Raw genomic sequence first — 20,593 nt, 5'->3', positions numbered from 1 at the left:
TTATTCCTCCTTGAGTGGGCGACCCAGCAGGGCCTGAATCGCGTCGGTGACACTGTAGGCACCGCTGCTGAGTTTCGCCACCGTTGCGCTGATGGGCATGTCTAACCCTTCGCTCGCTGCGATTTCGGACATGGCCTGCGCAGTGGCGACACCTTCGACGGTTGTGGTGCTGTCAAATGGCTTGCTTAGACCCAAACAAAGGCCAAAACGATAGTTTCGCGACAATTCGGATGAGCAGGTTAGAACCAGATCACCCAGCCCCGATAGCCCCATCAGCGTATCGGGCCGTGCCCCGCGCTGGGCGGCAAAGCGCTGCATCTCGGCAAATCCGCGCGTGATCAACGCAGCGCGGGCGCTATCGCCAAGCCCTGCACCAATGGCCGCGCCGCAACCAATAGCCATCACATTCTTTAGCGCTCCACCTAGCTCTGCCCCGACGGTATCGGCGGTACGATAAAGACGCAGATTGGCAGTTGTCAGCTCTTGCTGAAGCGCTTCACCCAGTTCGGCATCATCACAAGCCAGCGTCAACGCCGTAGGCAAACCGCGCGCGATATCATCGGCAAAGCTGGGGCCAGTCAGCAAGGCCGGAAGTGCGTCCGGAACGGTTTGACGGATGACTGCAACGGGACCCAGCCCCGTGGACAGTTCGATCCCCTTGCAGCAAGCCACCAAAACCTTGCCACCCAGTTCGCCGGTATATTGCGTCAACGCATCGCGCAGCTTTTGCATTGGGACGGCCAGTAACAACACATCGGATTGCGCCGCTTGTTCAAATTCAGCTGTCACTGAAACACTGGCGGGCAGTGTAACGCCCGGCAATCGTCGCGGGTTCTCGCGCCCGTGCTGCATCTGCGCTGCTTGCTCGGCATCTCTTGACCAGAGAGTTACAGGCCCATTGCCCGCCAAAGATATCGCCAGAGCGGTTCCAAATGCGCCAGAACCAAGGACGGTCACGCTCATGCCTTGGCCCCTTTTTTGCCGCTACCCAGCATTGCAGGGCTGGTTTGATCCAAGGGCCAGCGGGGCCGCGCCGACAGGTCCAACCCATCTCGTGCACCGGTGCGGAATCGTTCCATACCCGCATAGGCGATCATTGCGGCATTATCAGTGCACAAAGCCAGCGGAGGGGCAGTAAATCGGGCGCCCATTTCCGCGGAAACAGTCTCTAATCCTGAGCGAATAGCGGAATTTGCTGCGACACCTCCGGCAACGGCAATAACCGGTTCTGACGGTGATGTCTCAAGATACTGGGCAATCGCGCGGCGGGTTTTCTCAGCCAAGGTATCAACAATAGCCTGCTGAAAACCGGCACACAGATCAGCGCGATCTTGTCGGGTCAGCCCCCCTTTTTCGGCTACGACCTTATCCCGCATCCGCATCAGCGCGGTCTTGAGTCCCGAAAAAGACAGGTCACATCCGGGGCGATCCAGAAGGGGCCGGGGAAAGCGGAAACGTTTGGGATCGCCCGCGCGCGCCTCAGCCTCGACTGAGGGGCCACCGGGTTGCGGCAGGCCCAACAGCCGGGCGGTCTTGTCGAAGGCTTCACCGGGGGCATCATCTATCGTACCGCCCAGTCGGGTAAATTGCTCCGGACCATGCGCAATCAGGTATTGGCAGTGACCACCCGACACCAGCAGCATCAGGTAGGGAAAGGCAATCCCGTCGGTCAGGCGTGGCGTCAGCGCGTGCCCGGCCAGATGGTTCACCCCGATCAGCGGCAGCCCGGTCGCCGCGCTCAGACCCTTTGCGCACATCACACCGGACATCACGCCGCCAATCAGACCTGGCCCGGCGGTGACGGCGATTGCATCCAGATCATCTAAGCCCATATCGGCCTGTGTTAGAGCCTGTTTGATGCAAATATCCAGCTTTTCGGCATGTGCGCGCGCCGCGATCTCGGGCACGACACCTCCATAGGCGCTGTGCAACTCAGTCTGGCCATGCACCACGGATGACAGGATCTCGGCCCCTACGCCTGTGCCCTGCCGCACAACGGCGGCTGCGGTATCGTCGCAGCTGCTTTCCAGTCCAAGGACGGTAAGTGTTTGCACCATAGGCCTGATCCGTTGCATCATGATTGCCAAGCGGGGTATCACCCCGCGCGGATGCAAACAATCCCAAGGCCGAAGGCGCCGACCGTTGTATTTGTTGATGACCCGCCCTCGCGCCGCCTCGGACAGGTTCGTTGCGCAACTGCCGGACCACATTCGGTCGCAAGTCGCGGTTATCCATTCGCCCTTGTTAAAAATCGAACCGCTGGGTGTCATGGTTGAGTCCGATGATTCTGCTGGACTGATCTTTTCCTCGGCAAATGGCGTGAATGCCGCCGCCGTATTGAATGTGGAACGCAGCCTGCCCGCCTATTGCGTTGGTTCGGTGACCACGCAGGCAGCGCAGGCAGCAGGGTGGGATGCTCAGATGCTGGGTGCGACGGCCGAAGGGCTGGTGGCCAATCTGCTGAAACTCAAGCCAAACAGCCCGCTGCTACATCTGCGCGGAGAACACAGCCGTGGCAACGTGGCCGCGCGTTTGACTGAATCCGGGCTGACCACCCGCGAACAGCCGATTTATCGGCAACAGCTTTTGCCGCTGAGTGATGAGGCTTCCCACGCCGCCGAGGGTGATCAGCCCATCATCGCCCCGCTATTTTCGCCCCGCACAGCGCGACAATTTGCCGATGTCTGGGCCGGATCCGCGCCTCTGTGGCTGGCCGCGATCAGCGAAGCCACGGCGGAACCCCTTAAAACACTGAGTTTCGAGCGGCTGAAGATCGCGGATGAACCGACCCCGGACAAAATGCAGAAAGCCGTGAAAAAACTCGTGAAACACGTGATGCGGGTTGAGAGCGCGCCGGGTGCAGATTAACTTGGGTTAGTCTGTTGTTCATGTGTTTTGGGAATCGATAAGGGGATTAACGCGGTGGCTGATAAGAAGAAACCCGATCAGGAACCGGTCGAAGACCCCAGCGTCGAAGAGGTGGTAGAAGCCGCCGAGACCGAAAGTGATGCAGTGTCGGATGAGAAATCCGTTGACGCGGATAACGCTGCGGACGAATTGACTTCCGAAGCCGAAGCCGAAGCCGAAGCCGAAGCCGAAGCCGAAGCCGAAGCCGAAGCCGAAGCCGAAGCCGAAGCCGAAGCCGAAGCCGAAGCCCTGAACAGGGCCGAGCCGACCGAAGAAAAGCTGATCGAACGCACAGTCGAAAAACGCGGTGGGTTTGTTCCGGCTTTGTTGGGCGGGGTTATTGCTGCAGGCCTCGGATTTGCTGCAGGCAACAGCGGGTTATTGTCTCAAGGAGCAGATAGCTCGGACGCAATTTCCGCGCTCGAGTCGAAGCTGGCGGAACAATCCGATCAGATTGCCCAACTGACAAAAACTCTTGCTGAAGGCCCCGATGTCTCGGGCTTGTCAGATCAGATCAAGGCATTGTCGGATAAGCTTGCTCCGGTCGAAAGCGATCTGACTGCCGTGAAGAGCAGTGTTGATGGCCTGACCGGTAAGGTCGACCCGCTTGAGGAACGCCTGACCGCGCTTGAGAAGCAGCCGCTTGAAGCAAATGTCTCGCCCGAGGCCACAGCCGCGTTCGAGGCAGAATTGAAGAAACTACAGGATTCTCTGGCCGCTCAGCGTAGCGAAGTGGAAAAGATGGTCTCAGACGCGCAGGCTTTAGAGGCTAAAGCTTCGGCCGAGGCGCGCGCGGCGACCAACGCTGCCATCCTGTCGCGTTTGCATGGTCAATTGGATGCCGGTCAACCCTATGAAGATTTGGTCTCTGAACTGAAAGCCGGTGGTGTCGATGTACCCGATGCCTTGGCTGCGTCTTCGAAGGACGGAGTTGAGACGCTTTCGGCGCTGCGCAGCTCGTTTGCCCCCGCAGCCCGCGCCGCACTGGCGGATGCCCGTGATGCCGATAAAGGCACAGGCTTGGTTGCTTTCTTGCAGCGCCAGACAGGCGCGCGGTCGGTGACCCCGCAAGAGGGCGACGATCCGGACGCGGTCTTGTCGCGTGCTCAGGCAGCGTTGGCAGATGGTGATGTCTCAAAGGCGCTGACCGAATTGAAATCCCTGCCCGAAGCGGCACAAACCGCATTGGCGGATTGGGCGCAGGCGGCGCAGACGCGGGTCTCAGCCGTCGAGGCCGCAAACACGCTTGCTTCAAGCCTGAACTCGAACTGAAGGACCTGCCATGCTGTGGTCATTGTTAAAGATCCTTGTTTTTGTTGCGATTATCGGCCTGCTGGCCATGGGTGCCGGGTTCTTGATGGAATCATCCGGCGGCGTGCAGATCACCGTCGCAGGCACCGAATACACACTGGGCCCGCTGCAATCAGTGATCGCGCTGGGCGTGCTGGTGTTTGCGGTCTGGTTGTTCTTCAAGCTGCTTACGCTGCTGATCGCCACGCTGAAATTCCTAAACGGTGATGAAACCGCCCTTTCACGTTATTTCGATCGCAGTCGGGAAAAGCGAGGATATCAGGCGCTGGCGGACGGGTTGATGGCGCTGGCCTCGGGTGAGGGGCGCGTGGCGATGACCAAGGCCAATAAGGCCGAGAAGCTGCTGAACAATCCGGAACTGACCAATTTGCTGGTGGCGCAGGCAGCCGAGATGACCGGTGATACCAAGAAAGCGTCCGAGACTTACAAGAAGCTGGTCACCAACAACGCCACGCGATTTGTCGGTGTGCGCGGGATCATGAAGCAAAAGCTGGCCGAAGGCGATGATGAAACCGCGCGCAAGCTGGCCGAGAAGGCTCTGGCCCTCAAACCCCGGCATGAAGAAACGCAGGATGTGCTGTTGAACCTGCAGACCAAGGCGCAGGATTGGGCCGGTGCGCGGTCCACGTTGACCTCGAAGCTGAAGGCCGGGTATTTGCCGCGCGATGTGTTCAAGCGGCGCGACGCAGTCCTGGCTTTGTCCGAGGCCAAAGTGCTGCTGGACGACACGGCGACGGTCGAACAGCAGGAACATGCGATTGAGGCAAACCGCCTTTCACCCGATCTTGTCCCGGCAGCCGCCATGGCCGCGCGCGCCTATATCGAAAAGGGCAAACCGCGTGCAGCAACCAAGATTCTGAAAAAGGCGTGGGAAGTGCAACCTCACCCCGATCTGGCCCATGCCTTTGCCGAGATTGTGCCAGACGAAACACCTGAACAGCGGATCAAGCGGTTCACCGCTTTGACCCGCATTCATTCAGATAATATGGAAACACGCCTGATTTTGGCCGAGCTGAACATCGTAGCCGAAGACTTCCCCGAAGCGCGACGCGCGCTGGGTGATGTTGTCGAAAAGCAGGGGGATGCACGGGCCTACACGCTGATGGCTGCGATTGAACGGGGCGAGGGCGCCTCGGACGCGGTGGTTCAGGGTTGGCTGGCCAAGGCGTTGAACGCACCGCGCGGGCCGCAATGGGTCTGCACCAATTGCCACGACATTCAGCCTGAATGGGGACCGGTATGCCAGAACTGCGGTAGCTTCGATACGCTCAGCTGGCAGACGCCTCAGACGCCCGAGATTGCTAGTGCGACGGGTGTGCACATGCTGCCTCTGATCGTTGGCGCGCTTGAGGATCAATCAGAGGCTGAAGAGGCAGAGGAACCTGAAGAAAGTGCTGAAGAGTCACTTGAAGAGCCGGTCGAAGAGGACTTGATCGAGGGAAAGGCCGAGCCGGTCTCGGAGGAAGTCGCGCGACAGACCTAACGCGCGGTCTCGGCGTTGAAAGCGTCGTTCCGCAGCTTAAACAACCCGGCCCACCGATTTTGATCAAGGACGACCAAAGCCATTATGTGCTATCGGCTGTCGTCGGCGACACCGGCACACAAGACGACTAAACCGATCCCGGCGGGTTCTGCACGTCCAGATAACGCTCGGCCGGAATCCTCACGAGACCTTTGATCCCCAAGGCAGTACGATCCGCGTCATCCAACTGCGCAATTGCCCGTTCAACCGCTGTAAAAATCGCTTGCTGATCGTTACCCTCCGCAGTGATCAATGGCAGGCTAGGGGTCGGGTCCGTCCACTCCAACACCCGCAGAGATGCGGCAAACTCTTCATACTCAGCCATCAATCGCCAAGAAACCGCATCAAGGGCGGCGATATCGGCGTGACCTTCCGCAACGGCATGCGCCGACTTCAGGTGACCTTCGGTTTGCACACGGTGCTTGAACCAGAAGCCATGCGGCTCAAGATGCCAATAAGGCGCGGCGTAGCCAGATTGCGAAAATGTCTGGTTGTAAGCGAACACCGCTTCCCGAAACGCCATCAGATTTGTGCGTGGATCATCGGCGCGCACGACCAGAGCACTGCGGTAATAGCCGGGCGGGCACCCGTCGAGACCATAGTCTGGCGTGCCAACCAACGCGACCTTATCGTGTAGCCATGTCCGGTACGGCATGCCGCAAGTCTGGCTCAGCACCAGTTCCGGGTGCTGCCAGACCGAGAATTCCTCGGCGTCCTGCGACAGATGCTCAGGGCTCTCGATCCCGGCGCGGTTCAGATTGTCACGGATGAGGTTCCAGTATCGCAGATGTGCCTCATCAAGCTGAGGGCGGGCATACATCATCAGGCTTGCGATCATTGCATCTGCCCGAACAGTTCATACAGCTCTATCGTGGTCTTCACGCCGACCTTCTGCTGGATGCGCCCGCGATGAATTTCTACCGTGCGCGGGCTGATACCCAAGGCAGTTGCGATCTCCTTGCTCGACGTGCGCGCGGGGTGGGTCAGAATATGTTGCAGGACCTGCTCCTCGCGGTCGGTCAAAAGTCTGCGCTTGTCCGCAAGCATCTGACGTCGCGATTTCTCGGCGCGCAGACGGTCGCCTATTTCAAACGCGGCCTGTATCCGTTCGATCAGCACCTGCAGGTCAAAGGGTTTTTCCAGAAAATCAATTGCACCCGCCTTGGTGGCCCGCACGGATTCCGGAATGCCGCCATGACCCGAGATGAAAATGACCGGTATGGTCGACTCGCGCCGGTTCAGATGTTCCTGCAATTCCAGCCCGTCCATGCCGGGCATGCCATAGTCCAGGATCAGGCAACCTTTTGCGTCCTCATGCACCTGATTCAGAAATGTCTGCGCATCGGCAAAATGCTCGACCCTTAGTCCGCGTTTGCTGAGCGAGCGTGATAAGGCGACGCGCACATCTTCATCGTCATCGACGATATAGACGACCAGCGGCTCAAAGGTCATGCGTGATCCTCCTTGGGCTGATCGCGGCGCTGCAGGGTGAAACAGAAGCGCGCCCCGGACGTCTCAGTAGGCTCGTACCAAATGGCTCCGTCATTGGCTTTGACGATGGTCCGACAAATGGACAGGCCCAGCCCCATCCCGTCGGTCTTCTGGGTGTCAAACGAGTTGAACAAGGTGACACCATCGCTAATCCCGGGCCCGTTATCCTCAACCCGCACCTCGACCAGTTCATCGCTGGTCTTTGTAGTGATGGTGATTTTACCCTTGCCATCCGGATCCAGGGCCAGGGCGTCGATCGCGTTGCGCAACAGGTTAACCAGTACTTGCGCGATCTGTGTCCGGTTTCCGATGACAAGAGGAAGGTCGGTTTCTTCATAAAGCAGCTTGATCTCGTGTAACTTCGCCTCGGCGTCCATCAGGCTGACGGTTTGCCGGATCAGCCCGTTCAGTTCAAACGGAGTCTGACGTCCGCGATCCTTACGCACCACATCACGCAGGGCGCGGATGATGTCGCCCGCACGGCGCGACTGGCGGTCGATATCCGAAAGGATTTCTATAACCTCAGGATCGGGATCGCCGATTTCATCCAGCGTGATCTTCGCGGCGTCGACATTATAGGAAATCGCGCTTAGCGGTTGGTTCAGCTCATGCGCCAGCCCCGAGGCCATCTCGCCCATCAGGTTGACCCGTGCCACATGGGACAGATCGCGGCTGAGGCGGCTTACTTCATCCTCGGCCTGCTTTCGATCGCTGACGTTGTCGATAATGGCAACCGCATGATCAGGGGTCCCGCTTTCATCGCGGATGAGGATGGCATTGACCCGCAACCAGATGGGGGATCCGTCTTTTCGGATAAACTGGTTCTCGGCGATGAACTCGGAATCCTGCAGCAGGGTTTCGCGGAACTTGACCGCGATCCGCTGTTCGTCTTCCGGCAGGATGTCGGCCAGCGTCATCCTCTCCAATTCATCCGGCTGATATCCCATGATATCGCACAGCTGTTCGTTGGTCCGCAGAAACCGCCCCGTTTCGGGCGAGATCTGCGCCATCCCGCGCGAGGCCAGATCGAAGGTGCGGCCATAGGCGGTTTCGAACCGTTGCCGTTGTCGAACTTCCTGTGTCAGAGCCGCGCCGGTGTCTTCCAGCTCGCGATAGGGGCTGTGCAGGCCTTCTTCGGTGGTGATCTCTCCGCTGCGCAATTGCTGGCTCTGGCTGGCAAAGGTGCGCACAGGGGCATAGATCCGGTCGGCCATGGCCAAACCAATTGCGCCGGTCAGAATGGCAATGGCAAGCGCGATCCAGACGCCTTGCGTCCGGTTCTTCTTGATCTCGCCAATAAAGTTGTCCTCGGCCGCATAAAGCCCGATCAACCAACGCAGCCCCGGCTCGGACACCTCGATCAGCATCGCCACATAGTCCTGACCGTTCAGCTGGAAATCGGTATGAACCGGTCCTTCCGTGTCGCTCAGACCGGTTTGCACGACATCTCCGAACGCCTTTTGTGCGATGGGGTCTGCGATTTGGTCCACACGCGTCAGCTCGGGCGCTTCCATATGTGCTTCCTGCCGGATCAGCACCAGCGTTGGATGCGCCAGCACCGCGCCATTTTCGTTCAGAACCAGCGCGGCACCGCGTCGTTCCGACCAGATGTCCAGCAGGAATCCCGACAGGGCGTCGATCTGGATATCGACACCCAAAATGGCACGGATAGCTCCGGTATCGTCCAATATGGGGACACTATAAGTGATCCCCGGCTGGCGCGTGGTGAAGAAGATATAAGGCTCTGTCCAGATCGGTGCTTTGGCTTCGGTCACCATTCTGAACCAGGGCCGGGTGCGCGCCTCATAGGTGTCAGTCTGGGTAGTGGCCGTTTCCAGCAATGTGAACTGATCGTTGCGCCATTGGAAATCGGCGGGATGTTCCGCGGTGCCGGGCAGGAATGGCGGAACGAACTTGGTGCGATAGCGTCCGGGCTCTTCCGCGCGCATGACATAGACAAACCTGCCCGTCGCATCGGCCAGATACATCCCTGCGAGTTGAGGCGCGACCTGTAGCTGCTGAAAAAAATGGCTTTCCAATACGCCAGGATCGCTGATATCCAGTACGTCATTTTCAGCAAGTCGCCGAGTTGCATCCAAGGCCTGCCGGGCGGGGTTCAGAAAACTTTTGACTTGGCCGATGACATTGACACTGACTTCGTTCAGCGATGTTCGGGATTGCCGCAACAGCGCGTTCTCCGAGCTGACAAAGGTCGACAGGATCACCGAAAGGATGGCGATGAACTGCAGCCCACCCAAACACAGCGCAAGCGTGGCGCGCAGCGATCTTCGCCTGCGGGCTGGCTCAGTGTGGTCCTGGCGTATTTCTTGTTGCCCTGCGTAGTTCAATTCTTGTCCAAACGACCTTCTGCACGGGTCGGTATCACAGTCACAGAATGTGATCAGTTACCCTCTTTCCCCTATATCTGAATCCAAGCCTATACGTAATCTACCGTATAGACACCTGCTGTTTGGTTTCGCTTTCCTCTTTATCATCGGGGGGGCTGATTCCAGTGCGATTTTTTCTGTTGTGTTCTGAAAGGTTTCAGGCACCCCACAGATCAAAAAAGACTGACAACAGGAGTGTCAAAGTGTTCAAGAAAACCTCAATCACCGCATTTGCCGCGGCGGCCCTGATGGCACCAGCGGCATATGCTGAAGAATTTATCACGATCGGAACTGGCGGCGTTACGGGTGTCTATTACCCGACGGGTGGCGCGATCTGCCGTCTGGTCAACAAGGGCCGGAAAGAGCACGGGGTCCGGTGTTCGGTGGAGTCGACTGGGGGGTCGGTTTACAACATCAACACCATTCGCGAAGGCGAGCTTGAGTTTGGGGTGGCACAGTCGGACTGGCAGTACCACGCATTCAACGGCAGCTCGAAATTCGAAGAAGCCGGCCCGTTTGAGAACCTGCGTGCCGTGTTCTCGGTACACCCAGAGCCGTTCACGGTTGTGGCGCGTGCCGACGCGGGTATCTCGAATTTCGAAGACCTGAAGGGCAAACGCGTCAATATCGGCAATCCCGGTTCCGGTCAGCGTGGCACCATGGAAGTGCTGCTGGGCGAAATGGGTTGGACCACAGACGATTTCGAACTGGCGACCGAGCTGAAGGCGGCTGAACAGTCAGCTGCCCTGTGCGACAACCAGATCGACGCGATGGTTTACACCGTTGGTCACCCATCGGGTTCGATTCAGGAAGCCACCACCGCCTGTGACTCGGTACTGGTGAACGTCAGCGGCGACGCGGTTGACAAGCTGGTTGGTGACAACTCCTTCTACCGTACCGCAACCATCCCAGGTGGCATGTATCGTGGTTCGGATGGTGACACCTCGACATTTGGTGTTGGTGCAACCTTCGTGACTTCGGCTGACGTGTCGGAAGACGCGGTTTATGCGGTTGTCAGCTCGGTCTTCGAGAACTTCGATGACTTCAAAAAGCTGCACCCGGCATTTGCCAACCTGAAACCGGAAGAAATGATTGCGGATGGTCTGTCGGCACCGCTGCATCCGGGCGCTGAGAAATACTACAAAGAAAAAGGCTGGATTCAGTAACCAGACCTGACACGGGGCGCCTTTCGGGGCGCCCCGATTCATATCCGGGCTAAACCGGAGACAAGACGGCCGCAAAAACCAAGGCCGAAGGACAGGGAGATACCAACATGAGTTCCGACACACAGGGCAATCGCCCTCTTTCCGAAGAAGAGCTTCAGGAACTGGTTGCCTCATCAGACGCAGGCGCGCGTGATCCGGCGGGTAATGTCGGGCTGTTTCTGGCGATCGTTGCGGTCTTGTGGTCGGTGTTCCAGGTCGTTCTGGCCTCTCCCCTATCGAATTATCTGCTGCCGGGCAGTGTAGTGAACAACTCACGCCAGATTCATCTGGCCTTTGCGATGTTCCTGGCCTTTTCGGCCTATCCGGCACTGAAATCCAGCCCGCGGAACTACATCCCGATTCAGGATTGGATCATGGGGATCGTGGGCGCATTTCTGGCCCTCTATGGCTATTTCTTCTACCAAAAGATCGTCGATGCGGGCGGTCTCGCAGACGACACCGACAAGTGGTTCGCCCTTGTTGGCCTGCTGTTGTTGTTCGAGGCCGCGCGTCGCGCGCTTGGCCCGGCAATGGCGATCATCGCCACGATCTTTCTGGCCTACGTCTTCTTTGGTTCCTCCGAGTGGGTGCCCGAGGTGATCCGATGGAAAGGCGCCAGCCTGCAAAAGGCGATGAGCCATATGTGGATCACGTCCGAAGGCGTCTTTGGCATCGCGCTGGGCGTTTCAACCAAGTTCGTCTTCCTCTTCGTGCTGTTCGGCGCGCTGCTCGATAAGGCGGGCGCGGGCAACTACTTTATCAAGATGGCCTTTGGCGCGCTGGGGCACCTGCGCGGTGGCCCGGCCAAAGCGGCTGTTGTTGGTTCTGCGGCGACCGGCCTGATCTCGGGCTCGTCCATTGCGAACGTTGTCACGACCGGCACCTTCACTATCCCACTGATGAAGCGTGTGGGCTTTTCCAGCGAACAAGCGGGCTCGGTTGAGGTCGCCTCATCCGTTAACGGCCAGATCATGCCACCGGTGATGGGCGCTGCTGCCTTCCTGATGGTGGAATATGTGGGCATCTCATACGTTGAGGTGATCACCCACGCCTTCCTGCCCGCCGCGATTTCTTACATCGCGCTCGTCTACATCGTACACCTTGAAGCGGTGAAGCGGAACATGCCGACGCTGGGCGACCGCGTCGTTTCGATGGGGCGCACAATCGGTGGAATGGCGCTGTTCTTCGTGGGCTTTGCCGGGCTGTGCTATGGCATCCAGTACCCGATCAAAGCGATTGTCGCGCTCATGCCCGATGCGTCGGGTCTGGTCCTGTCGGCGCTGATCGTTTTGGCCTATCTGATCCTGCTTTGGCTGGCTTCCGGAGTAGAGGACTTGGTGCCTGACGATCCTAATGCCAAAGAGGTTGAACTGCCGGTAATTGCCGAAATCTACAAGGCCGGTCTGCATTACCTGCTACCGATCATCGTGCTGGTCTATTTCCTGATGATCGAACAGAAATCACCGGGCCTATCAGCCTTCTGGGCGACTTCGCTGTTGTTCGTGATCCTGCTGACGCAGAAACCGCTCAAGTCGATCTTCCGGGGTGAAAGTGACACAGCGAATGCCTTCAAGGCCGGTGTCGTCGACCTGTGGAACGGGCTGATCGACGGCGCGCGCAACATGATTGGTATCGCGCTGGCCACCGCCACTGCGGGTGTGATCGTGGGCACCGTGACGCTGACCGGCGTGGGCCAAGTGATGGCCGATCTGGTCGAGTTCCTGTCAGGCGGTAACCTGATCGCCATGCTGGCGTTGGTGGGTCTGCTCAGCCTGATCCTCGGGATGGGATTGCCGACCACGGCGAACTATATCGTGGTCAGCTCGCTGATGGCGGGTGTGGTTGTCGAACTGGGCGCGCAGGATGGGCTGATCGTGCCGCTGATCGCGGTGCACTTGTTCGTGTTCTACTTCGGCATCATGGCTGATGTGACACCGCCGGTTGGTCTGGCGAGCTTTGCGGCCGCCGCCGTTTCTGGTGGGGATGCGATTAAGACCGGTTTCACCGCCTTCTTCTACAGCTTGCGCACCGTGGCACTGCCTTTCGTGTTCATCTTCAACACCGATCTGTTGCTAATCGATGTGGGCTGGGTACAGGGCATCTTGGTGGCCGTCTCTGCGACCATCGCGATCCTGATCTTCACCGCAGGTACCATGGGCTGGTTCCTGACCAAGAACCGCATCTATGAAAGCGTGGCGCTGATTCTGATCGCCTTTGCGCTGTTCCGTCCGGATTTCTTCATGAACCGCATCGCACCGCCCTTTGCGCAGATCGAACCGGCACAGCTGACACAGGCCGTGGGTGAGGCCGCACCCGGCAGCACCATGCGGATTGAGGTCGCAGGTCCGGACTTTGACACTGGCAATATGACCGAAACCACCGTTGTTCTGGACATTCCGGAAGGAGCCGACGGTACAGCACGCGTTGACGCTTTGGGCCTGATGACGCTGGAAGAGGATGGTCTGGTCAAGCTTGACGAGCCGATGTTCGGAACGCCGGTCGCGGATGAGCTGGACATGTTCGACTATTATGCTGACGATGCCGTTCGCATCACCAGCATTCAGGCCCCGCAAAGCCAGCCCGCGAAAGAGCTGATCTTTATCCCGGCGCTGATCCTGTTGGGTCTTGTCGCCTTCCTCCAGCGCGGCCGCGCCGCAAAACAGGGAGAACCCGCATGACCCAAGCTATTCTGTGCGCCGTGGATATCAGCAATGGCGATCTTGATGTTGCTGTCCTTGAACGCGCCGCAGCGCTGGCCGAAATGGATGGCGCGCGGCTGGATGTGGTGACGGTGACGCCCGATTATGGAGAGGGGTTCGTCAGCAGTTTTTTTGAGCCCCACCACCATGAAAAGGTGATTGAAGAGGCTCATGAAAAGCTGGTCGCCCTCTGCGCCGCCACGCTGGGGGAAGAGCGCAACGCCAAGGTCCGTCATGTGGTGGCAACTGGCAGCGCCTATCAGGAGATCCTCAAAACCGCGGAAGGCGCGGGCTCGGACTTGATCGTGATCGGCGCGCATAAGCCTGACTTGAAGGACTATTTGCTCGGTCCGAATGCGGCGCGGGTCGTGAGGCATTCGCACACGTCAGTATATGTTGTGCGGTAAATCGATCGGATTTAAGCTGAGAATCTGCCATTTGAAGCTTGTTACTCAGTAGCCAATCTCGCAGATCCTTACCGGGAGATTTCTATGATGAAGACATTCATGAAAACCGGCGCCGTTCTGGCGTTGGGTGTTGTCGCTTGCGCGGCCAATGCGCAGGACCCTGCGCCGGAATATGGCTATGGTTGGGAGGACAAAAACTCGGTGACTGGCACCGAGTTCATGGTCTCGGCCGCCAATCCCATTGCTGCCAAAGCCGGATATGATGTGCTGGCCGCAGGTGGCACAGCCGCAGATGCGATGATTGCCGTGCAGCTGATGCTCAATCTGGTTGAACCGCAATCATCGGGCATCGGCGGTGGTGCGTTCATGCTGTATTGGGATGCGTCGGCCAAGACACTGACCACCTTTGATGCGCGCGAGAAGGCCCCCGCGAAAGCCACGCCTGAACGGTTCCTGTTGCCGGACGGGCAAAAGATGCCGTGGCCCGAAGCTGTTGTAGGCGGACAATCTGTTGGCGTTCCGGGCATTCTGCGCCTGATGGAAGTGACCCATAACCTCTATGGCAAGAAAGACTGGGCCTCGCTGTTCCAGTCTACCATCGATCAGGCCGAGCAGGGGTTTGAGGTTTCGCCCCGCATGGCAAACTCGATCCAAAGCACGATTGAACGTGAGCGCTCAGTCGGTGTGTTCCCGGCGGGCAAAGCGTATTTCTTCAACGAAGATGACACGCCGCTGCAGGCTGGAACCTTACTACGGAACCCCGAGTTTGCCGAAACCCTGCGCATTCTGGCCGATCAGGGCGCAGGCGCCTTCTATAGCGGCCCCATCGCCGAAGATATCGTGGCGGCAGTGGATGCCACATCCAAGGTGGAAAACAACATCACGCTTGAAGATCTGGCCGACTACCGCGTCAAAATCCGCCCCGCCGTCTGCGCCGATTATCGCGGCTACGATGTCTGCGGAATGGGTCCGCCAACCTCCGGCGGCCTGACCGTGGGCCAGATTCTGGGGATCCTCAGCAACTTCGACCTCGAAGGCACCGGTTGGAACGCCGAGATGGCGCATCTCTATGCCGAGGCCGCCAAGCTGGCCTATGCCGACCGCGCGCTTTACATGGCCGACGGCGATTTTATCGATGTACCGGTCAAGGGTCTGCTGGACGCGGACTATCTAAAGCTGCGCTCGGAGATGATCGACCCTGCTGCAGCCAGCGAGAAGCGTCAGGCAGGTGAGCCGCCACGTGATCACACCGCCCTGTTTGCGCCCTCGCAAAACCCGGGTCGTCCCGGCACCAGCCATATCGTGATCCGAGATCAGTACGGCAACGCGCTGTCGATGACGACCACTATTGAGACCGCCTTTGGCAGCCGGGTTTTTGTGCGGGGTTTCCTGCTGAACAACGAACTCACCGATTTCGACCGCGCACCAAAGGATGGCGACCGTCTGGTGGCCAACCGCGTTGAGGGTGGCAAACGCCCGCGCAGCTCGATGTCACCAACTATCGTGATGAAGGATGGTGAGCCCTATCTGCTGATCGGCTCACCCGGTGGTAGCCGCATTATCAACTATGTGGCCAAAACGATCATTGCGATCCTGGATTGGGAAATGGACCCGCAGGATGCCATCGAAACCGGGCATTTTGTGCATCGCAACGGGTCTGCGATGGATCTGGAGCAGGGGACATCCGCTGCTGAATTCGCTGATGCTCTGACAGCCAAGGGGCATGAGGTCAAACAGGTCGATCTCAACAGTGGGCTTCACGCCATCCTGATCAAGGATGGCCAGCTGATCGGAGCGGCTGATCCGCGTCGCGAAGGCGTGGCTTTGGGCCAATAAACATGAACTGGAAAAGGGCTGCTGGACAATTGTACCACGCAGCCCTTTTCTCTTGCTTTATCAGAATACTCGTCCGATAGGGCGGTATGTTCAAAAGCCGCGCGATAACCTTTATCCTGATCACGCTGATGATTGATGCCATCGGTATCGGCATCGTGTTCCCGATCATGCCCGACCTGATGGATCGCGTCGGTGCGGGCAATACCGGACAAGGGGCCTTTTGGGGTGGGCTGCTGATGGCCGCCTATGCCGGGGCGCTGTTCCTGTGCGGACCTATCGTGGGTAGCATTTCGGATGCGGTTGGCCGCAGGCCGATCCTGATCGCAGCGCTGACCATGTTGGCGCTGGATTATGTGATCATGGCGCTGGCCGAAACATTCTGGCTGCTTCTTCTGGGGCGAACGCTCGCGGGGCTTGCGGGGGCGACCTATATTACCGCAACGGCTTACATCGCTGACATATCCTCACCGACTGAGAAGGCGGCGAATTTCGGTCTGATCGGGGCGGCCTTCGGGATTGGGTTTGTGCTTGGCCCAGCCATCGGCGGCATCGCTGCCGGGATCAGTATCACTGCGCCGTTCTGGATTGCCGCGGTTTTGTCCGCGGCCAACGCCCTGTTCGGAGTATTCGTCCTGCCCGAAAGCCTGAAACCAGAAAAGCGCCGCCCCTTTGGCAAGCGTGACCTGAACCCGTTCAAATCGATTTTTGACGCCTTCCGCTTTCCGGGGCTGGCGGTGCCGCTGCTGTGCATTTTCATCTTTGAATTTGCCAACATGGTCTACCCCACCCTCTGGGCCTTCTGGATACGAGAGGTGTTTGGCTGGTCCACGCTGTATATCGGCCTGTCGCTGGCCGCATACGGCGTGCTGTTGGCCTTCGTCCAAGCCGGATTGATGCCGGTCTTCATTCGCTGGATCGGCGACTACCGGACCCTGCTGCTGGGGATGGTATCGGCATTGGTCGGAATGATCGGCTTTGGGTTCACCGTAACGGTTACGGCACTTGTCATCTTTATTCTGCTTGCCGCGCTGTCCGACCTCGTGCCTGCCTTGATCACGGCTATGGCCTCGAACCAGGCGGACGAAGACCGGCAGGGCGTGGTGCAGGGAGTCATCGCGTCACTGTCTTCTGTCGCTGCGGTTCTGTCGCCTTTGGTGATGACCGGCATCTTTCAGGCGTCGGTCGATGGCGAAGGCACTTATCTGCCCGGCGCACCGTTCTTTTTCTCGGCGGCTCTGGTCTTGGTGATGATGCCGTTGGTGTTCCGTCTGCGCGGGCACGCATCGGTCTGAAACGAAAATGCACCCGCAGCAGGCTGCGAGTGCGTGGAAAGTTCAAGGCGAGGGTCGTTTACTGAATTTCACCCATGCAGAGATATTTCATCTCAAGAAAATCCTCGATCCCGTATTTCGAACCCTCACGGCCTAGACCGGATTGTTTGACACCGCCGAACGGGGCGACTTCGGTCGAGATCAGGCCAGTGTTGATGCCCACCATGCCCGATTCCAGCGCCTCGGCCACACGCCAGACGCGCGCCAGATCGCGGCTGTAGAAATACGAGGCCAGGCCGAACTCGCTGTCATTGGCCATGTTGACGACGTCGTCTTCTTCCTCGAATTTGAACAGCGGAGCGACGGGGCCGAAGGTTTCGTCCTTTGCCACAACCATGTCGCGGGTTACGCCAGTCAGAACGGTGGGTTCAAAGAATGTCCCACCCAGATCCGAGCGTTTGCCGCCCAGCGTTACAGTCGCCCCTTTGGAAACCGCGTCCGATATATGTTCTTCAACTTTGTCGACCGCCGCCTGATTGATCAGGGGACCTGTGGTGATGCCGTCGCCAAAGCCGTCGCCGACATTCAAAGATTTGGTCTTCTCGGCCAGCTTGGCAGCAAACTCGTCATAGACGCCCGCCTGCACATAGATGCGGTTGGCACAGACGCAGGTCTGGCCATTGTTGCGGAACTTCGCGATCATCGCGCCATCCACGGCGGCATCCACGTCGGCATCGTCAAAGACGATGAATGGTGCGTTACCGCCCAGTTCCAGCGACATCTTCTTGATGGTGCCCGCCGCCTGACGCATCAGGATCTGTCCTACACGGGTCGAGCCGGTGAAGGTGATCTTGGCGACCTTGTCATTGGTGCAAAGCTCATTACCAACGCCCGAGCTGTCTGTGCCCGGGATCACGTTGAACACGCCCGCTGGTATACCCGCACGTTCACCCAAAACCGCCATCGCCGTCGCCGACAGCGGCGTCAACGTCGCTGGGCGCGCCACAAAAGTACAGCCCACGGCCAGCGCCGGGCCAACTTTGCGCGTGATCATCGCGTTGGGGAAATTCCAAGGCGTGATTGATCCCACTACGCCCACGGGCTGCTTCAGCACCACGATGCGCTTGTCGCGCTGGTGGCCGGGGATGACGTCGCCGTAAACACGCTTGGCCTCTTCCGAGAACCACTCGATAAAGGACGCGCCATATAGGATTTCACCGCGCGCCTCGGGCCAGGGTTTACCCATCTCGGCGGTCAGGATGGTTGCCAGATCGTCTGCGTTTTCGACCATCAGGTCGAACCATTTGCGCAGAATGGCGGCGCGTTCCTTGCCAGTCTGAGCAGCCCATTCCTTCTTCGCAGCGTAAGCTGCATCGATGGTCTGTGTTGTGCCTTCGATGCTGACATCTGTCACATTGGCGATCAGATCACCGGTTGCAGGGTTGTAGACAGGGAACGTTGCCTCACCTTCGACCCATTCACCGTTGATATAGGCGCGGGGTTCCAGAAGGCTGGGATCTTTCAGCTCCAGCTTGGTCACTTTGGTATCCAGCATGTTCAGGCTCCTTTGGCAGCGTCGATCGAGGCTTCGAGGATATCCATGGCCTCGGCGAAGATTTCGTCCTGCACCGTCAACGGCGCGAGGAAACGAATTACGTTCCCATATACGCCACATGTCAGCAGGATCAATCCACGCTTCAATGCCTCGACCCGTATGGCGTTTGCCATATCGGGATTTGGGGCGCTGCCGTCGGTCGTGTTGAACTCGGCCGCAACCATAAGGCCCGGACCACGAATATCTACGATCTCGGGCGTGCGGGAACGGATCGATTCCAGACGCTGTTTCAAGCGCGAGCCCAGCTCATTGGCGCGCGTGCACAGGTCTTCTTCCTCGATCACATCCATCACAGCATGGGCGGCGGCGATCCCCAGCGGGTTGCCGCCATAGGTTCCGCCCAAACCACCCGGGTGCGCGGCGTCCATCAGCTCGGCACGACCGGTGACGGCGGCCAGCGGCAGACCACCGGCCAGACCTTTGGCCATGGTGGTGATATCAGCAGAGACGTCATAAGCGTCCATCGCGAACAGGTTGCCAGTGCGCGCAAAGCCGGTCTGTACCTCATCGGCAATCAGAACGATGCCATGTTCGTCGCAAAGCGCGCGCAGACCACGCATCAACTCAGCCGGAGCGGGGTAGAAGCCACCTTCGCCCTGAACCGGTTCGATGATGATCGCGGCCACCCGGCCCGGATCAAGATCGGCCTTGAACAGTTTAGTCAAAGCACCCAGCGAATCTTCGGTCGAGGTGCCATGCAGATCGATCGGGAACGGGACGTGATAGGTATCGGGCATCATCGCGCCGAAGCCCGCTTTATAGGGCTGAACCTTGCCGGTCAGCGACATGCCCATGAAGGTGCGGCCGTGAAAAGCGCCGCCAAAGGCCACTACAGCCGGGCGGCCAGTGGCAGCACGCGCGATCTTGACGGCATTCTCGACCGCCTCGGCACCTGTAGTGACAAAGACGGTTTTCTTGGTGAAGTCGCCGGGCACTTTCTCGTTCAGGCGCTCGGCCAGACGGATGTAATTCTCATAAGGCAGAACCTGATGGCAGGTATGGGTGAAGTTTGCGGCCTGTTTCTGAACAGCCTCCATCACCTTGGGGTGGCAATGCCCGGTGTTCACAACGGCGATGCCTGCGGCGAAATCGATATAGCGTTTGCCTTCGACATCCCAGACCTCGGAATTCACGGCACGGTCCACATAGACTTGCGTTTGCATCCCCACGCCCTGCGCGATCGAGGTATTCCGGCGTTCAGCAATCTGAGCGTTCAGCATCTTGCGTCCTTTCCCGTTTCCGGGCGCGGTGCCCGTATGTTTGACTGCGCGACTGTAGTATCTGCGCGTGCAAGCGAAAGCCTGTTTCTTGTGATTCATAAGCCATTGATTTACCGTCCCGGCAGGATCAAGTGTTGCGGATACTGAACATGAAGAACACCAGCCAAGAGGATTTGACCCTCGGATTGCGCCTGCGAACCTTGCGAGAGCGTGCAGGCTTATCTCAGCGGGCGCTGGCCAAGAAGTCGGATGTGCCGAACTCAACCATCTCACTGATCGAGTCGGGCAAGATGAATCCATCGGTTGGTGCGTTACGGCGTATTCTGCAAGGCATACCGATTGGCATGTCCGATTTCTTTTCCTTCGAAATCGAACCTGAGCAGACCGTGTTTTACGCCTCAGAAGAACTTACTGAGATCGGAAAGGGTGGGCTGTCTCTGCGGCAGGTAGGATCAAACCTGCATGGTCGCGCGATGATGATCTTGCAGGAAACTTATGAGCTAGGGGCTGACACCGGTCGCGTGATGTACGGGCATGAGGCGGAAGAGGGCGGTATTGTCATTTCGGGTCGGGTGGAGGTGACCGTGGGTGATAAGCGCAAAGTACTGGGACCAGGCGATGCTTATTATTTCGACAGTCGCACCCCGCACCGGTTCAGGCAGGTCGGCCCCGAAGTTTGCCGGGTCATCAGCGCCTGTACTCCGCCTACATTCTAAGCATCA

At 58.6% G+C, this 20,593-nt stretch carries 16 protein-coding genes; 9 read left to right on the top strand and 7 right to left on the bottom strand.

Translation table 11 applies throughout. The features are described 5' to 3' along the window. Window positions 1–963 carry an NAD(P)H-dependent glycerol-3-phosphate dehydrogenase gene (locus ACR0MJ_RS17935; RefSeq protein ID WP_480563157.1) on the bottom strand — a complete coding sequence of 321 codons (963 nt, stop codon included), beginning with the start codon at window positions 961–963 and terminating at the stop codon, window positions 1–3. Then, window positions 960–2,057 (bottom strand): tRNA (adenosine(37)-N6)-threonylcarbamoyltransferase complex transferase subunit TsaD, encoded by a 1,098-nt coding sequence (gene tsaD, locus ACR0MJ_RS17930; RefSeq protein ID WP_480762027.1) that lies wholly within the window; start codon window positions 2,055–2,057, stop codon window positions 960–962. The genes ACR0MJ_RS17935 and tsaD overlap by 4 nt, the downstream gene beginning before the upstream one ends. 97 nt (window positions 2,058–2,154) lie before the next feature. Between tsaD and ACR0MJ_RS17925 the strand changes: the two genes are divergently transcribed. From ACR0MJ_RS17925 to ACR0MJ_RS17915, 3 genes are read left to right on the top strand one after another with little or no spacing between them, the layout of a single operon-like run. Further along, window positions 2,155–2,868, top strand: a complete 714-nt coding sequence (locus ACR0MJ_RS17925; RefSeq protein WP_480762025.1) for a uroporphyrinogen-III synthase — start codon at window positions 2,155–2,157, stop codon at window positions 2,866–2,868. A 54-nt stretch (window positions 2,869–2,922) separates the two neighbouring features. Beyond that, complete coding sequence (locus ACR0MJ_RS17920; RefSeq protein WP_480762023.1) at window positions 2,923–4,179, top strand: COG4223 family protein; 1,257 nt, start codon at window positions 2,923–2,925, stop codon at window positions 4,177–4,179. A 10-nt stretch (window positions 4,180–4,189) separates the two neighbouring features. Next, window positions 4,190–5,701 carry a heme biosynthesis HemY N-terminal domain-containing protein gene (locus ACR0MJ_RS17915; RefSeq protein ID WP_480762022.1) on the top strand — a complete coding sequence of 504 codons (1,512 nt, stop codon included), beginning with the start codon at window positions 4,190–4,192 and terminating at the stop codon, window positions 5,699–5,701. Window positions 5,702–5,828: 127 nt separating this feature from the next. Here the strand turns inward: ACR0MJ_RS17915 and ACR0MJ_RS17910 are convergent, their stop codons facing one another. From ACR0MJ_RS17910 to ACR0MJ_RS17900, 3 genes are read right to left on the bottom strand one after another with little or no spacing between them, the layout of a single operon-like run. Continuing rightward, window positions 5,829–6,578 carry a PhnD/SsuA/transferrin family substrate-binding protein gene (locus ACR0MJ_RS17910; protein ID WP_170397929.1) on the bottom strand — a complete coding sequence of 250 codons (750 nt, stop codon included), beginning with the start codon at window positions 6,576–6,578 and terminating at the stop codon, window positions 5,829–5,831. After that, window positions 6,575–7,192, bottom strand: a complete 618-nt coding sequence (locus ACR0MJ_RS17905; RefSeq protein WP_170397932.1) for a response regulator transcription factor — start codon at window positions 7,190–7,192, stop codon at window positions 6,575–6,577. The genes ACR0MJ_RS17910 and ACR0MJ_RS17905 overlap by 4 nt, the downstream gene beginning before the upstream one ends. Continuing rightward, complete coding sequence (locus ACR0MJ_RS17900; RefSeq protein WP_480762020.1) at window positions 7,189–9,579, bottom strand: ATP-binding protein; 2,391 nt, start codon at window positions 9,577–9,579, stop codon at window positions 7,189–7,191. The genes ACR0MJ_RS17905 and ACR0MJ_RS17900 overlap by 4 nt, the downstream gene beginning before the upstream one ends. A 242-nt stretch (window positions 9,580–9,821) precedes the next feature. Here ACR0MJ_RS17900 and ACR0MJ_RS17895 point away from each other — a divergent pair, with 242 nt between their 5' ends. The 5 genes from ACR0MJ_RS17895 to ACR0MJ_RS17875 all read left to right on the top strand — a co-directional run bounded on the left by ACR0MJ_RS17895 (window position 9,822) and on the right by ACR0MJ_RS17875 (window position 17,057). Further along, a complete protein-coding gene (locus ACR0MJ_RS17895; protein ID WP_170397937.1) occupies window positions 9,822–10,784 on the top strand; it encodes a TAXI family TRAP transporter solute-binding subunit in 963 nt (320 codons plus the stop codon). Window positions 10,785–10,891: 107 nt separating this feature from the next. Continuing rightward, window positions 10,892–13,501 (top strand): TRAP transporter permease, encoded by a 2,610-nt coding sequence (locus tag ACR0MJ_RS17890; RefSeq protein ID WP_170397940.1) that lies wholly within the window; start codon window positions 10,892–10,894, stop codon window positions 13,499–13,501. After that, entirely contained in the window at window positions 13,498–13,929 is a 432-nt protein-coding gene (locus tag ACR0MJ_RS17885) for a universal stress protein (RefSeq protein ID WP_170397943.1), read from the top strand. The genes ACR0MJ_RS17890 and ACR0MJ_RS17885 overlap by 4 nt, the downstream gene beginning before the upstream one ends. An 84-nt stretch (window positions 13,930–14,013) precedes the next feature. After that, a complete protein-coding gene (gene ggt, locus ACR0MJ_RS17880; protein WP_480762019.1) occupies window positions 14,014–15,765 on the top strand; it encodes a gamma-glutamyltransferase in 1,752 nt (583 codons plus the stop codon). An 86-nt stretch (window positions 15,766–15,851) separates the two neighbouring features. Continuing rightward, window positions 15,852–17,057, top strand: coding sequence for an MFS transporter (locus ACR0MJ_RS17875; protein ID WP_170407966.1), 1,206 nt, complete (start codon window positions 15,852–15,854; stop codon window positions 17,055–17,057). A gap of 58 nt (window positions 17,058–17,115) precedes the next feature. On the opposite strand, the gene ACR0MJ_RS17870 is transcribed toward ACR0MJ_RS17875, so the two are convergent. Both ACR0MJ_RS17870 and ACR0MJ_RS17865 read right to left on the bottom strand, forming a co-directional pair. Then, a complete protein-coding gene (locus tag ACR0MJ_RS17870) occupies window positions 17,116–18,591 on the bottom strand; it encodes an NAD-dependent succinate-semialdehyde dehydrogenase (RefSeq protein ID WP_480762018.1) in 1,476 nt (491 codons plus the stop codon). A gap of 2 nt (window positions 18,592–18,593) precedes the next feature. Then, on the bottom strand, window positions 18,594–19,871 hold the full coding sequence (locus ACR0MJ_RS17865) for a 4-aminobutyrate--2-oxoglutarate transaminase (RefSeq protein ID WP_170397954.1): 1,278 nt from the start codon (window positions 19,869–19,871) through the stop codon (window positions 18,594–18,596). Window positions 19,872–20,020: 149 nt separating this feature from the next. Between ACR0MJ_RS17865 and ACR0MJ_RS17860 the strand changes: the two genes are divergently transcribed. Then, entirely contained in the window at window positions 20,021–20,587 is a 567-nt protein-coding gene (locus ACR0MJ_RS17860) for a cupin domain-containing protein (RefSeq protein ID WP_170425413.1), read from the top strand. Window positions 20,588–20,593 lie beyond the last annotated feature (6 nt).

It is taken from the genome of Ruegeria sp. C6, from assembly GCF_056537625.1.
Note: the sequence above shows the minus strand (reverse complement) of the source record. Positions and strands in the feature narration are given on the sequence as shown.

Excerpts from the sequence above, each read along its gene's own strand:
- ACR0MJ_RS17890 (WP_170397940.1), top strand. The coding sequence starts at position 10,892 with ATGAGTTCCGACACACAGGGCAATCGCCCTCTTTCCGAAGAAGAGCTT.
- tsaD (WP_480762027.1), bottom strand. The coding sequence starts at position 2,057 with ATGGTGCAAACACTTACCGTCCTTGGACTGGAAAGCAGCTGCGACGAT.
- ACR0MJ_RS17865 (WP_170397954.1), bottom strand. The coding sequence starts at position 19,871 with ATGCTGAACGCTCAGATTGCTGAACGCCGGAATACCTCGATCGCGCAG.
- ACR0MJ_RS17910 (WP_170397929.1), bottom strand. The coding sequence starts at position 6,578 with ATGATCGCAAGCCTGATGATGTATGCCCGCCCTCAGCTTGATGAGGCA.
- ACR0MJ_RS17875 (WP_170407966.1), top strand. The coding sequence starts at position 15,852 with ATGTTCAAAAGCCGCGCGATAACCTTTATCCTGATCACGCTGATGATT.
- ACR0MJ_RS17885 (WP_170397943.1), top strand. The coding sequence starts at position 13,498 with ATGACCCAAGCTATTCTGTGCGCCGTGGATATCAGCAATGGCGATCTT.
- ACR0MJ_RS17935 (WP_480563157.1), bottom strand. The coding sequence starts at position 963 with ATGAGCGTGACCGTCCTTGGTTCTGGCGCATTTGGAACCGCTCTGGCG.
- ACR0MJ_RS17925 (WP_480762025.1), top strand. The coding sequence starts at position 2,155 with ATGACCCGCCCTCGCGCCGCCTCGGACAGGTTCGTTGCGCAACTGCCG.
- ACR0MJ_RS17915 (WP_480762022.1), top strand. The coding sequence starts at position 4,190 with ATGCTGTGGTCATTGTTAAAGATCCTTGTTTTTGTTGCGATTATCGGC.
- ACR0MJ_RS17905 (WP_170397932.1), bottom strand. The coding sequence starts at position 7,192 with ATGACCTTTGAGCCGCTGGTCGTCTATATCGTCGATGACGATGAAGAT.
- ACR0MJ_RS17860 (WP_170425413.1), top strand. The coding sequence starts at position 20,021 with ATGAAGAACACCAGCCAAGAGGATTTGACCCTCGGATTGCGCCTGCGA.
- ggt (WP_480762019.1), top strand. The coding sequence starts at position 14,014 with ATGATGAAGACATTCATGAAAACCGGCGCCGTTCTGGCGTTGGGTGTT.
- ACR0MJ_RS17870 (WP_480762018.1), bottom strand. The coding sequence starts at position 18,591 with ATGCTGGATACCAAAGTGACCAAGCTGGAGCTGAAAGATCCCAGCCTT.